This is a genomic window from Scytonema sp. PCC 10023 (assembly GCF_963920835.1).
GTDB lineage: Bacteria > Cyanobacteriota > Cyanobacteriia > Cyanobacteriales > Nostocaceae > Kalymmatonema.
The window spans coordinates 17,937-31,276 of the sequence record NZ_CAWUDP010000109.1; the positions used below are offsets into that span (position 1 = coordinate 17,937).

The 13,340-nt window shown below is 40.0% G+C and carries 10 protein-coding genes; 1 reads left to right on the forward strand and 9 read right to left on the reverse strand.

The features are described from left to right. Positions 1–5: 5 nt before the first annotated feature. The 3 genes from ACM0OZ_RS39825 to ACM0OZ_RS39835 all read right to left on the reverse strand — a co-directional run bounded on the left by ACM0OZ_RS39825 (position 6) and on the right by ACM0OZ_RS39835 (position 8,308). Positions 6–1,013 (reverse strand): chromosome partitioning protein ParA, encoded by a 1,008-nt coding sequence (locus tag ACM0OZ_RS39825; RefSeq protein WP_414588390.1) that lies wholly within the window; start codon positions 1,011–1,013, stop codon positions 6–8. 2,166 nt (positions 1,014–3,179) lie between these two features. Continuing rightward, complete coding sequence (locus ACM0OZ_RS39830; RefSeq protein WP_414588391.1) at positions 3,180–6,962, reverse strand: hypothetical protein; 3,783 nt, start codon at positions 6,960–6,962, stop codon at positions 3,180–3,182. 164 nt (positions 6,963–7,126) lie between these two features. Further along, complete coding sequence (locus ACM0OZ_RS39835; RefSeq protein ID WP_414588392.1) at positions 7,127–8,308, reverse strand: hypothetical protein; 1,182 nt, start codon at positions 8,306–8,308, stop codon at positions 7,127–7,129. A 667-nt stretch (positions 8,309–8,975) separates the two neighbouring features. Between ACM0OZ_RS39835 and ACM0OZ_RS39840 the strand changes: the two genes are divergently transcribed. After that, positions 8,976–9,428 (forward strand): helix-turn-helix domain-containing protein, encoded by a 453-nt coding sequence (locus tag ACM0OZ_RS39840; protein WP_414588393.1) that lies wholly within the window; start codon positions 8,976–8,978, stop codon positions 9,426–9,428. A 147-nt stretch (positions 9,429–9,575) separates the two neighbouring features. Here the strand turns inward: ACM0OZ_RS39840 and ACM0OZ_RS39845 are convergent, their stop codons facing one another. The 6 genes from ACM0OZ_RS39845 to ACM0OZ_RS39870 all read right to left on the reverse strand — a co-directional run bounded on the left by ACM0OZ_RS39845 (position 9,576) and on the right by ACM0OZ_RS39870 (position 13,288). Then, on the reverse strand, positions 9,576–10,313 hold the full coding sequence (locus ACM0OZ_RS39845; protein ID WP_414588394.1) for a hypothetical protein: 738 nt from the start codon (positions 10,311–10,313) through the stop codon (positions 9,576–9,578). Positions 10,314–10,440: 127 nt separating this feature from the next. Then, positions 10,441–11,766 (reverse strand): hypothetical protein, encoded by a 1,326-nt coding sequence (locus ACM0OZ_RS39850; protein WP_414588395.1) that lies wholly within the window; start codon positions 11,764–11,766, stop codon positions 10,441–10,443. Between the two features lie 235 nt (positions 11,767–12,001). Next, entirely contained in the window at positions 12,002–12,139 is a 138-nt protein-coding gene (locus tag ACM0OZ_RS39855; RefSeq protein WP_236116455.1) for a hypothetical protein, read from the reverse strand. 17 nt (positions 12,140–12,156) lie between these two features. Next, complete coding sequence (locus ACM0OZ_RS39860; protein WP_414588396.1) at positions 12,157–12,453, reverse strand: four helix bundle protein; 297 nt, start codon at positions 12,451–12,453, stop codon at positions 12,157–12,159. Further along, positions 12,443–12,922, reverse strand: coding sequence for an AAA family ATPase (locus tag ACM0OZ_RS39865; protein ID WP_414588397.1), 480 nt, complete (start codon positions 12,920–12,922; stop codon positions 12,443–12,445). Before ACM0OZ_RS39865 ends, ACM0OZ_RS39860 begins: the two co-directional genes overlap by 11 nt. A 210-nt stretch (positions 12,923–13,132) precedes the next feature. Then, entirely contained in the window at positions 13,133–13,288 is a 156-nt protein-coding gene (locus ACM0OZ_RS39870; RefSeq protein ID WP_414588398.1) for a hypothetical protein, read from the reverse strand. Between the last annotated feature and the right edge of the window lie 52 nt (positions 13,289–13,340).

Here is a 13,340-nt window from a genome sequence, read left to right on the forward strand (position 1 = left end):
ATATATTACACAGGATTTTTTTGAGAGTCTTCTTTTTCTTTATTTGTAGCATTTGTTTGGATCTCTTCTTTTTCTTTATTTGTAGTATTGATTTGAGACTTCTCTTTTTCTTTATTTGCAGCACTTGTTTGAGACTTCTTTTTTTCTTTTTCTTTAGCTTTCTTAGTCTCTTCAATCATCTTGTTATAATAACCAGAAAGTGGCTCTTGATTGAAGCCTAACAGATGAAAAGCTGGCTTAATTTTTTCTTCAAAATCAGTAACCCAAGACTTAACCCTTGCTTTAATGACAATATTTGTTTCATGATGAGTAAGAGCATCATTAAATGTCAAACGATAACGGTCAATAAAATCATAAGGTTGGTAAAACAAGTCCGGCATCATTATTTCTACCAGCCCTTTTGATAACAGTTCCTTACGAATTTGAGAGTCATTATAGCGCTCAAATTTTTCTTCTTCACCATGAAATAAATTCTTGACAACAATATAATCTACTTGGTGTTGACAAAGTTCTTGCAATTTTTCTAACACGTTAACAGAGTCAAGTACCCTACTAATAACCGAAACTATCGTAACTCGACAATTAATGTCCCTTAAAAGTTCAAAAAATGACAATTCTTTAACATAGTTTTCAAAAAAACCACCTGACTGAGCAGGTAAATCTAACAAAAAGAGAGAAAATTGTCTCTCATTATCCATATCAATTAACAACTTATCAGCTTGACCCTTACGAAAGATATCAACATAACGTATTAAAGGTCTATACTTGTCTACATAATGCCTCTCTAATTGAGGATTGCGTTGGTCGGCTTCATATGCAACACACACCAAATCTTTATTAATGTAAAGCTGTAATAACCCTCGTGCAAAGGTACTTTTTCCCACACCCCCTTTGTCACCTGTAACAATAACCAATCGTCGCTGAGATTGATTATTAGTAGATTCAGAAGAGTTCTTGTTAGTGTTATTATTGTCAGACATTTTTGTACCGTTGTAATTTTTATTTGGAGACATGACAATCCTCTACAAAGTGAATACACTTTGCTGAGAAAAGAGAGTTTTTTCAACCTTCAAGTAGAAGAAATGATTTCTTCTACAAGAGTTGACAACCAGTTAAAATAAGTAACTTTCAAGGATTCAACTAATTGATTATTCAAGCTTCCAATCAAAGTGCATAAATTTAGTGCTTGTAAAAAAACACCTCCTTTTTAACAGTTACCAGTTATCAGTTATCAGTTATCAGTTTCATCCGCGCATGTTTAAGTCCCCCACCAAGAGCGTGGAAAGCGTTGGTGGTGAGCCACTGCGGTCTTGGGGAAACCCCAAGACCGCAGTGGCGTTCGCGTGCCTCCTTCAGAGGAGCTTCGCTAACGCGGAGCGTGCGCTTTGCGCTCAGCGTCTCCGTTCGCGTAGCGTGCCGAAGGCATAGGAGATACCCGGAGGGCGGGTTTAAATCCCCCACCAAAGCGAGGCGTCACTGCGGCTGGTACTGTTCACTGTTCACTGTTCACTGTTTTAATGGTAGTGCTTCAAATGACTGTATCCCTTTATTAACACCTCCAAGGCAAACAAGCATAAGTATATCTTCTGCAAAAAACTCAATGGCTGTATCAATATCTAGAAACCTAATAAAGTTGCCCTGGAACTCGACTGTCTGAGGAAGCCAATAAATATTCATTACCTAATTAAACCTGACCATTCTGTTTTATATACATTTAGTTATTAGTAGACAATTTCACAACTTCGTAACGAATGACAAGCCATTTCAGCCTTACTAGCTGGGCGAAAGAAACGCTACAGATTTATGAAATGCTGTACTTAGTATGTACCCTCTAACTCAAAAAGCCAATCAACAAAATTCTGATATTTAATCAACATTAGTTGATTCTGTAAATTAGTAGTTAATTTCTTATGGTTTACTATTGAAGAAGAATCATTCGTCAGAATTCAGGAGTCAGAATCACTTTCGTCGGAGTAGCACCAAACACGAAAGTGAACACCGTATTAACTGTCGTTATTTAAACCCCTTTACTCATCCGCCAGTCGCACAGAATTCAATTCTGTTCGCGTAGCGTGTCCGCAAGACATATTCTGGCGACTGACACCTGAGTTCTTTCTGTTAAAAAATCGGTGAATCGTTTAGTTTCTTTACCAAAGAAAGGCAGAAGGCAAATAAGTAATATTTGATACAAAATTGACTCCTCTGTACTCTGCCATCCGGTAAGACAGCCCCTGAATTCATGGAGACAAATAAAAAAGTGCAAACCTTATTAAATTGAACGTATTCATTCGTGGGGATGCCCCTTCACGCTTCCTTACTTAAACAGGACCACCGTCTATAGACGTCCTGCTTGAATCCACGATCAGGCGCGCAAATCGGGCGCTTCTTGAAACTCTGGGCAGTAAACCCAAAAGAGGAGTGCCCCGATTTTGCACTGTCGGCAATTTTGAGCACGATTTACCCAACCCTGAAAAACCAATCAAACAAGAATTTATTGTTTTCCCGTTGATACACTAATTAAGGTTTTTGTCAAGACTAATTAAGATGCGTTTGCCCTGATTAGTACGGTCTTTTAAGTTTTCCTTACAGGATAAAACAAAGCAGCAGTTAAAAGGGAACAGGGAACGGGGAACAGGGAGTTTGAGATGGGGATTTAACCCCAACTCGCAACTAAGGCAACCTGTAGAGGATGGGGTTCTTACAAGGGCGATGGGGAATAGGGAATAGGGAACCTGTTGCCTGTTCCCTATTCCCTATTCCCTTCTTCGATAAGAGCACAAGTTTGTGATGGCGGCAGTAATTATCGCCGTCAATCATTCAGAAATCATAATTCATAAACAAATTATTAATCTAGTTAGTTTAATAGTATCAATCATAATTAATATTTTCTATTTCTATAAGCAAAAATTTTGAAAATTAGAAAAATATTTATTGAATGTGAAAATTAATTACTAGCAAGTTTAATAGTTACACAAAAACCAAGCTCAATAAATTAATAAAAGTGTTTGAATAAAAGTAATTGTCTAAATTATGGAGATTAATATTATTAAAATTTCAGCAATAACCTGAATTTCATCAATAATAATCTCCAGCATTTACAAAACAAATAAGAAATGCTGGTCTCTAGCAAATATTTGAATATTCATCCTATCAATTAAGTTAGTAAGTTAATGAAAATATTAGGAAGAATCCTCATTAAAGAAGTAAGTTAAATCAATAAATATTGAAAGTATATCTTGAGGAAGAATTGATAGTAGATACTTTAATAAAGTAGCTTTAACATCAATAGCGACTGATTTAATGACTTTACGAAAATTTTGCCAACCACAAACAGATATCAACTGAAAAACCTCTCTAATAGTTTCAGTCGGCTGAATATCACCTGCGCGTACCAGTAACGGTAAATATACTTCTCTTATCCAATTTTTATCTAAAACGAATTGAGAACTAGCTGGAAAATTAATATTAGTAAAACTAGATAATAGTTCAGTAATTAATTTCTTAAAAATCAACCAACCCCCAAATTCTTTACCAATCTGACTAATTCTTCCTTGAGTTATATTCCTATTTTCCGAATTAGCCAGTTGCGAAATTTCTTGTTGGGTTGGCTTCTTATCCTGGAAAAAGATACGCGAAAATAAAGAGGAAACTAACCAGATTGCTCGCTGTTTGGTTGTACCTGATAAAGGAGATATTTCTACTGCGGCTTTTTTTTCTAATTTAATACCGGGTAAAGCATCAGATAAAAACCCCAGGTCATAATCTCCTATAAAGTAGTAAACTAATTGTTCATCAAGACGCAAGTGCGCCCGCAAACGTCCTGACTCCTGAATAATTTCCGCCTTGACACAACTATCAACAAATTCTTCAAAAGTTATATCGTAATCGACCAAAGAAGCAGTCGGTACTTGAGTAAGTGCCGAAAAATCACCGTCATATTCATTCTCCTCTAATACTTGGGGTAAATCAAAAGCAACTGACTTACCAGTTAGCACTTGGTATTCTGCTGCCAACTCACCAATATTTGGGTATGGTATGCCTACGCTCGCAACGGCAGTCACATCCGCAAAGCGGTTAACTCCCCTACTATCCCGGAAATGATATCCATCGCCCGGTTTAGCATAGCTCTTGCGTTCAATAAATGCTACCTCCGGTGATAGCTTTTCTATTTCTCTGCGCAGCACTTCCAGGCGTTGGTGCATCGACTCGCGGCGATCGCGTCCTAAAACGCCCATATCAGTAATATGCACTACTGTTAGATTTTCATATTGGGGAGTAACCTGCTCGATAACAAGAACATCCTCAAGGGCTACCCCCAACTTGAGAGCAAGATAGCGCACATCTAATGTACCATCTAAGTAAATATTGTACTGGGCGGCATTGGCCACATCCCGATGGCGAGTATTCTCCTGATGAACTGCCAGTATACCCTTGTTGAAGTGCAATGCCCCACGGACATACCCGGACCAAACTTTAAGTAGAGGAACCAACCAATTAAGGGATACTGCGTCAACGGCAATGCTCGCCTCTTGATAAGCAATAGAGCGAAATAGTTTATTTAACCGTTTACGAGGGGGACGTTCGCCAGTAGTACCAACAGTGGTATCTACACTATCTGCACCTTCGGTTAAAAACCTCAAGTTAGGGGCAAGTTTAACCACCAGTTGGTTAATAATCTCAGCCAAATCATCTGGTGGCGCACCCAGCAATTGACGAATTGCAGTATCATTGTAGCCGTACCGGGTACGCTCTGTTCCGAGAGTATCACTCTTACACAGAGAACCTTCCCCAAATTGTTCTACGCCAGTTTGCAAACTCGGGAGAACTCCAACCCCAGTCGCTTGCACTGACTTCTGTGTCAAGAGCGCTGGCTTACGAGCGCACTCGCTCCCCCAAAGAAGAAATCTTAACTTCGAGAAATAAGGCTTGAGCCTGGAAAACAAGTCAGGAGCAACAACAGCTAACTCGCCCACCGTTTGATTGAAATCGCTTATAGTAACTTCGATTTTGTGGCGCGATCGCATAACTAGTGAAGCCTCATCCCAGAAAATACCACAATCAGAAAATTGGTAATTTTGTGGAAAGGGCAGACTATCTGGATGGGCTCTCACTTGAGGATATTGCAGGACACAAGAGCGTTGAAAGCGATAACCAAACCCTAAACCGCTACTATTGCGGCAGGCATGATAAAGGTGGCAGCTAAGACAAATCGAGTTATCAGACTCTTGAATATGGTTAATATTTTTCGCGGCAAGTGCATGAAAGGTACCCGCTCGATGACAATTACCTGGAGTAGTAGCAAAATCTTGCTTTCCATTTGGGTGGACTAAAAAGGGTTGTCCTGCTGGCGTCAGTCGAGTCGGATCACTCGCAAACCCACTATGGCGAGGGGGTAAATCAATAAAATTAGTTTCAACTGTTAGAGTAGTCGGGTTGCGATGGTCGTGAGCCAAATACCACAGCTTTTGAACTCCAAACTCATCAGCACTCATGCTCCCGGCAGTGTGAGATTTGCCCAAACCAGGTGCAGATTTATCTAGGATATGTTGCCAGCCCTTGGCAACAGCCTCTTTCCAAATAGTTACCCGTTCGTCACCCTGGTAAATAATCTTGGGACAACCAAGTTGGATATATTGGTCGGGAGTGGGTAAGGAGCCAGGGATATATATAATAGTTGTTGCAGTCTGCTGTTGTCGGTACTGACGCTTTTGTTGTTGGAATCCCCGGTGGGGGCGAACCAACCGTTTGATTTTCAACAGCTGGTATTTTACGTCATCCCAAAAGCGAGAAGGATTTCTCGATAAACCCTCAAATTGCGCCCAGGTGAGCAACTCGTACTGACCAGTATATTCATCTGGATCAGCACAGGATTTATCAAGTTGTCCCCACCAAGCCACCCTTAAGGTATAACCCCAGCTTCTCACCAACTCATAAGTACGGCGGTACTGACGCATCACGTTCTTGTTGAGAACCGCCCCGGCATCCGCCCAGAGAATCAATTGACAATTATCAATTCCCAATTGGGCTTTTGCTGCCAACAAGTAGCGCTTGAAAGTTTCAGGCGATGACCCGAAATTACCACCCGCAGCACCAATCACAATTTGCGATCGCAGTTGGGAAATAATCCACGGTTTGAGAATACCCTCGGCAAGACCAATATATTGAGGTAGAGAAAAAGCATCACCAACAGGCAATAAATTGGACTGCGGGTTAGTCACCTCAAAATTACTTATCTTACTATCACCACACCTCCCAGTTATCGGCAAACAATAGGTAAGGGGTAATTCCCCATTAGACAAATGAGAGGTAGGACCGTTAGGGCGCTTTTTTTTAAATCGACTCGACGCCCACCGATACTTCCCTTCATCCTTGTCAGGATTATCAAGGCGCAACTGCCAACTGACAATTTCTAATTTCTCATTCCACACCGGAATAAGATAACCCGAATCAAAGTTAGTCAAACTCCTCCCGGAAATACCTACACCTGCAAGTTGGTGTGATATCTCCCGGTCGAGTTTTTGCCACGAAACCACCGACCGAAACATTCCCGCCTTAATTAGGTCATCCGAGAGTCCCCGCTGGCGCAAGTCATCCCGGTGGTCTGGGAATAACGACAGTTGGGAAAAAATATTTCGGATGTGTTTGTCTCGGTCGGGTTCCGGAAGTAAGCGAGATAAACGCTCTTTTTCAGCTTTAAGACGTTCAGCTTTAAGGTGTCGCCATCGCGAAATCCACTCGTGGCGGGCTTCGTCATTAGCTTTTCCCATATCGCGGATGATAACTCCCCACGTCCCATCTTTGGTTAACCCCCGAAAGGTAAACCCAGGAGGAGTACTGTACCCATCGGTAACAGTCATGCAGAGGAACTTGTTGGGATCGTCTCGCAGTTCTCGGCAACGCCTACGAGTATCACCACACACAGGACAGGGTTTGGTACGGCTGGTGGAGATAAAATTACTCATACTCCACCACTGAATTTAAAAGCAAAAAAAAGTCACATATCTTCATACGAGTTCGACATCCACTAAATTTGTGAACTCGTACCGCAATAAGTATTTAGCTGCTAATCTAGTAAATAACGTTACTGTTGGGATATATTCTCTGCTAGATTAGCCTTATAAGCTACCTACGCAGCACGAGTATTATCCCTATTTTTATTTGTAGATTCCATTTCTTTTATCTGCTTTTTATAATCCTCCCAAGTTTTTTCAAAAATATCAGACTCATACACTCGCAACAGAACCTCCTCTTTATCAGTCAAATTTGGAAGTTTCAACAACTCCGTCAAAGACACCTGAACCGGGAAAACATCACTAAACTTCTGCATCAAGCAAAATATCCTCTTTCTTTGTTCTGCAGATGGTTCATCTTGCAACTGGGCATCAATATGTCGCGGACGTAAATTCACAACTTCAAGAGACATATTTACTAAATTTCTAAATCCAAACACAACAAATTCGTTAGTTATACCAATAACACGTCCCACGATTTGCAACTCAGGGCGCAGTCTGTTCTTGAATTGATACACATGGTCAAGCTTAAAACGCCGAAACGGATTACGTTCACCATTCCGCATCCAGGCAATACCATCCTCAAGACTACAGCAGCTACCCGCCTCAATCAGGTCTATCACCTGGTTATAGATATCTTGAGCGCAAACAAACTTGTATGCTGCATCAATACTCCGGTTAAACTCCTTCTCCAGGGCAACAGCTGCTCTAAATTTTTGAACTTTTCGTAATTGCAAAATAAAATCAAATACTTTCTTACCCTTGTGATAACTGCCAACACTTATATCTAGGTTGTCCGAAACCTCCTGAATCACTCGCTTACCCTTGATTAATTGAGAAATATTTTCATTTAACGAATGATTCAAATTTGAATCATTCGACTGATTCAAACGGCGAGCGCTCTCCCTTTGTCTTTCTTTAGCTAAGGGACGAAGTACGTTCTCCCAGTACTGCCCCTCGTGAAACTTCTGGAAGTGAGTCTTCCCACCTTCTCGGTGGAGATTAAAGTCAAGTACTAGCTTCAAATCCTCTTCAGGCGAGTTTGACTCGACAAATTCCACCTTGACTAAGCTGATTCCCAGCTTACGGGCTATCTGGAGACGACACTTACCCGCCAAGACAACATTTACACCAGTACGTGCTGAAACCTTCAAAGATTCGAGAATCCCTAGTTCAGAAATGCTTTTTTCCAAAGCAGGGCGACTCTCATTTTCACCATATATTTCTATCAGCTTCGGATGAACAACCAATTCTGAAGGAGAAATGTATACAATATCCGGATTATGTATTTCAGACATATTTCTACACTGGGTTACAAATAATCTGAAAAAGATAAATTTCAGTCTTTAAAACAGAAGCACGAAAAACAGAAAACACCCAGGTAGTAAAACTTCTAGCTCTACCACCTATCAGCCAAAACAACATGATTAAAAAAGTTAAGTTTTGTAGATAACAAAAAATTACCTACCAGGAAAACTATCGAAGGAATTTTTTGAGCAGGATTTTTTTGATGTAGAAAAGTCTCATTATCAACCCATTAAGAGCTAAGGCATTTACTTAGAAAAAAACATGCACGAGCTTAGCTAACTCCTAAGGGGGTTGACTTTTCCAGGAGTACTCGTGGAGCATTCACCATCAGCAAATACGGCGATCGCTTTTTTTGAAATGTTTCTCCCTAATACTACTGAATAGATATGTAACGGCTTTGCATCCGGGAGAAAAACATCTATCTAAAGAAAGATTTGTGAAGCTGGGTGTAATCATGATATGATAGTTATAAGTGATTAAATCGACAAAACAAAGTTCCGTCCTGTTCTAGTAACAGGTGGAGTTGTTTTTTGGTCAAAGCCCTGCTCGCAACAGGGCTTTGAATAAACTCTTAGGAAATATGTACGCTACAACAAAGTATATCAGGCTTCATTCAATTTGGCAAAATTTTAGGGCAAAGAGGGGGTAAATACTGAAATGCCTCATCTTCAAATATTAAATTCTATTGAAAAGGAAGTATTAGAGCAGATAGCAGCTACCAGCGGTCATGAGATTAGCAAGAGAGCAAACATTTTGCTAGAGCTTAATAATGGCGAAAATCAAAGAAATATAGTAAAAAAACTGGGGATAGCCAAGCAAACAGTAACAAACTGGAAGAAAAGATGGACATCAAGTACCATTACATCAGAAACTTGGGAAGATGCGATCGCAAAAGTTAATGAGGTATTAGGTGTAAACGTAGGTAGACCTAAGAAGTGCAAAAGTACACAAGAGAGCAAGATTGTTGAAATTAGCGAGTGGAGCAAGAACGGAAAACCCAGTCGTTCAAAGCACCATCACCATATGCAAGTAGCTGAAGAAGCCGCCCGGAGGGGATTGCCAACACTATCGCCAAGAAGCATAGAACGCATTTTAGCAACCCAACCCTAATAAATAAGACAAAATTAATAGAGCAAAAAACCATCCCATCCCAAAGGGGTGGTTTTTTGTGATGTAGCAGTGCTGCAGGAATCATCGTCCGAACTCAAAAAACTTCTCTTAGTTCAATCCCCTGGTATCGCCGGGGTGGTCAAGCAACTAGCTTCCTATTTGCAAAGACTCAACAATCTGACTGCTATCAATTGACAAACCTAAAAGAAAATCAACCAACGCTTCCTTGCCTCGCTTCAAATAGGCAGAATAGCCTGGAATTGAAGCTTTGGAGCAAAAACGCTGTAATTTTCTCGTACTTAGGTTCATCAAATTTTGCTTCCGTTGCTGCTGCTCATTGATAGTTACTATCACTGGTAGTTCAGACGCCATTTCTAGTGGTGAAGCAGTTGCTATAAGCAAAGTTTCCTCACGGGGTCTTACACGTAAAAAATTGGGCAGGCTTGGTTTGATTGATCCTGTTCGCGCAGCGTGCCCGAAGGGCTCAGCCCCCACGTTTACGTGTGGTAATAAGCCTGCCCAATTTTTAGGGGACAATGCGTCACCAAAGCACTGATTTTCTAATTCTGTAGATGGCTCGCACTCAGCACCGGACACTTGCACACCAGTCGCCTCAACCGAGGTTACCTCGGCACCGGACTGGCTCACGACATCAGTGTCTTCAACATTATCAATCACAAGCAACAACTCAGAGGAATTATTATCTTCTTCTGTAATCAACTGCTGTGGAATCTCTGAGGTAATCAACTCTTCCAAAAAAGTTTTAGAATTGCCGATCTGAGAATTACTAGGTGCAGAAAACAGCAAACAAATAAACAGAAAAATCAAACCAAATAAGTAAACATCAAACAAAAGCTCGTAAGCAAAATCGATTAGTTCAGCCATGATGTGATACTCCTTAATAGTTTAATTGGGTAGATATGTCTCGAATTAACTACCCAGTACTGGGGGAAAATTCCCCCGTACTGAGTGCCAATCCGTCAGCCCAAGTAATATAAGGAGTGGGAATTAATTAAGCTGAAAAGTTTTCAGATTCTGGATGTCTATGATCTAAAGCGTCAAAACTCTTCTTAGACCGTAAATAGTCAACAAGCGAAACAAGGTTGTAGTTGTTTTCTAACTCACGCGGACAAAAAGAGTTAAACAGTCTATCTGATTGACCGTTGAACTTGAAATAGTAACAAGTACGAGTGGTAATGTGATAAACAACTATCTTATCACCTTGTACGCGCACGTCGGCACACCGCAATCCCTTGTTCAGTTCCCTAATCTTTTCAGGAGTAGAGAAATCCTTGTCAACTACTTTCCGGTTTTTGAAATAATTGACATAATCAACCAAATTCGCGTCTTTACCCAATTCAGATAAATTATCTGACCAAAAGAACTTATTACCATCAAAATCAAAGCGGTAGCTGATATCAAAATAACGGTCATGAACGACAATATAATCGTCACTTTTGAAAACTTCGGCATCATTCAAACCTTGGTTAAGGTTATCAACAACGCGAGTATCTTCAAACTGCCGCAAAACTACGCCATCCAGCAACTTTTTATCAGGGCAGTCCAAACCTTCCCATCCATAAGGATAGATACCGCAAACAATTTTATGTTCACCGTGAAGGTTAGCACAGCCTTTGCATGAGTCCAAACAGGCGTTTCTAAATTGCCCGCTAGATTTCACTTCAATGTACTTGTAATGAAGGCGTAAATATTCTTGAATCGCATCACCTGGATTAGAGAAACGCGAATTAAAATATTTACCTACCAAATTTTTATCTTGTGGATATTTCACCTCAAACAAGACAGACAATCGCTGGAATTGATAGTCAGTTAGTCGATGGTAAATAATTTCAAATTTCCCAGGTTCTAAAACATTAGGTTGTGTCCTAGCTATGTCCAAGCCATATAGATTAGGATGACCATCCATGCTAGTGACATAATAGGTAAAGATTTGCTCTGGTCGAGTTTCAGGCACAAACGCGGATTCAGATATCTCAACTACCTCTTCTTCCAATTGACTGGTAGAAGTAGTAGTCGAAGCTTGTTCATCTCCCTCCTCTTCATCCAGTACACAAGTTGACAATAATCCACCAGTTAGAATCGCGCCAGTCAATCCAGCCAAACCAAGTAAGCCAGTTGCAGCTGAAGCTGAAGCAGCCTTTTGGTACAAAGATTTGTTACCAACCTGTAACCCAGCATCTGCCAGAAAACTTAACCCTACTGCCATTGGTAGAGCTATACTAACTGAAGCAATCATCAATAGTAATGAAGTCATTCCTATCGCAGAATTAGCTTCTATAAGTGAATTTACAACCTGTGCTTTGAATTTATTCAGCATAATTTCCCCTTCTTTGTAATTTCTATTGCCAGTTACTAACAGCAACCCCGGCAAATATTTGGGGATTAGGGTATAGACTTGTCTAAAAAGACTTACTACTCTACTTCTTTCAGCATTAATGGCACTCAGTATATTGAAACCACCCATCTGATGTTCGAGTTCAGCCTTTATAAAGTCTTACCCAGGAACAGTAGCAGGCATCGAACCTGCTTAGTAAGAATTCAGGAGTCAGGAGTCAGGAGTCAGAATTCAGAATGGAATTGGCATAGCTTGTTAGTAGCCTACTAACTTCCTCTAGTTGAGGCATTAATCCTGATATATCACCGTATTCAAGGTCATTTGAAAGAATTAGATAGTAACGACATTCTTCCAAAGAACCTTGTGCAATATTTAAAAAACGTACAATAGGCTGCTGCTCCTTTTTTCTTCAAACATAGCTGCTATGTTTGCTGGAATAGAAATTGCTGCCCGTTCAACTCTGGAAGTTAGTCCATATGTTTCCGATTTAGGGAAATGACCGGTAAATTGATATACTAACAAAACAAATTGATGTGCTTTTTGCCAAACTATCAAATTTTGAAATGTCTTGGCTGGTTGTCTCATTTCTTCTGACTCCTGTTCGCGTAGCGTGCCGAAGGCATATTCTGACTTCTGAATTCTTACAAAACCCGTATGTTTACTGTCCAAAAGTCCAAGTATTAGTTTCGTTTAATTCCAATTCTTCAAAGCAGTTACTAAAACTTGGAAAATGGAAATATTCTAGTGGCATCCGAGATATTAATAATAAAGATAAATTTTCGATTTGAGCTAACTGTTGCAATTGGAATAAATCATTACGAAAAGTCTCGCTGACACAGTGCAACCTATCAAAGTTATCTATTACCAGCAACTTATTAAAATTATCCGATAATTGACTGACAATATTTTGCCAATCCTGCTGGTAGTACAAACCAAAACTAATAGGAATAATGTCAAATAAATTATCCATGCTAAAAGGGTATTCAAGGTTGAGATAAACAGACTCTAGGTTAATGTCTTTGAGCAAGCAGTTTCTGACAGTAAAAGTCTTACCAATACCCTGCTTACCCCACAGGTGAATATTCTTGCCTGCATTTATCTTCTCAATCAACCGACTGTAGTCATTAAAACGTAACATAACCGTCATTCCTCAAATCAACTATATCTATTAACTAAACTGACATTAGATATGTAATCTTTGAAATGTATTTTTCTAAGCTATTCCTGGAAAAGTAGTTAGATTCAATAAAATTATCTAACAAGAAATCAGGTGATTGTGACGCATTGTCCCCTAAAAACTTGGCAGCCTTTGTTTTGTTGATTCGTGGGCGTAGTCGGATGCTCGTTTTTATAAGGCTGCCAAGTTTTTTCGTGTTAGACCCCGTGAAAGTCTCAACAGCACGCCATCATCACCACTACTACGATGATAGTAATGGACAATAGGTGATTGGATAACTGTCAAGTTATCATTACGGATTGCTCGTCCTGTAACCAAACCATCCATGAACCTATCCCACTAATGCCAGATTGTGGTAATCTACTTTTGACTTGATTTG

Excerpts from the sequence above, each read along its gene's own strand:
- ACM0OZ_RS39870 (WP_414588398.1), bottom strand. The coding sequence starts at position 13,288 with ATGGATGGTTTGGTTACAGGACGAGCAATCCGTAATGATAACTTGACA.
- ACM0OZ_RS39840 (WP_414588393.1), top strand. The coding sequence starts at position 8,976 with ATGCCTCATCTTCAAATATTAAATTCTATTGAAAAGGAAGTATTAGAG.
- ACM0OZ_RS39850 (WP_414588395.1), bottom strand. The coding sequence starts at position 11,766 with ATGCTGAATAAATTCAAAGCACAGGTTGTAAATTCACTTATAGAAGCT.
- ACM0OZ_RS39830 (WP_414588391.1), bottom strand. The coding sequence starts at position 6,962 with ATGAGTAATTTTATCTCCACCAGCCGTACCAAACCCTGTCCTGTGTGT.
- ACM0OZ_RS39825 (WP_414588390.1), bottom strand. The coding sequence starts at position 1,013 with ATGTCTCCAAATAAAAATTACAACGGTACAAAAATGTCTGACAATAAT.
- ACM0OZ_RS39835 (WP_414588392.1), bottom strand. The coding sequence starts at position 8,308 with ATGTCTGAAATACATAATCCGGATATTGTATACATTTCTCCTTCAGAA.
- ACM0OZ_RS39845 (WP_414588394.1), bottom strand. The coding sequence starts at position 10,313 with ATGGCTGAACTAATCGATTTTGCTTACGAGCTTTTGTTTGATGTTTAC.
- ACM0OZ_RS39865 (WP_414588397.1), bottom strand. The coding sequence starts at position 12,922 with ATGTTACGTTTTAATGACTACAGTCGGTTGATTGAGAAGATAAATGCA.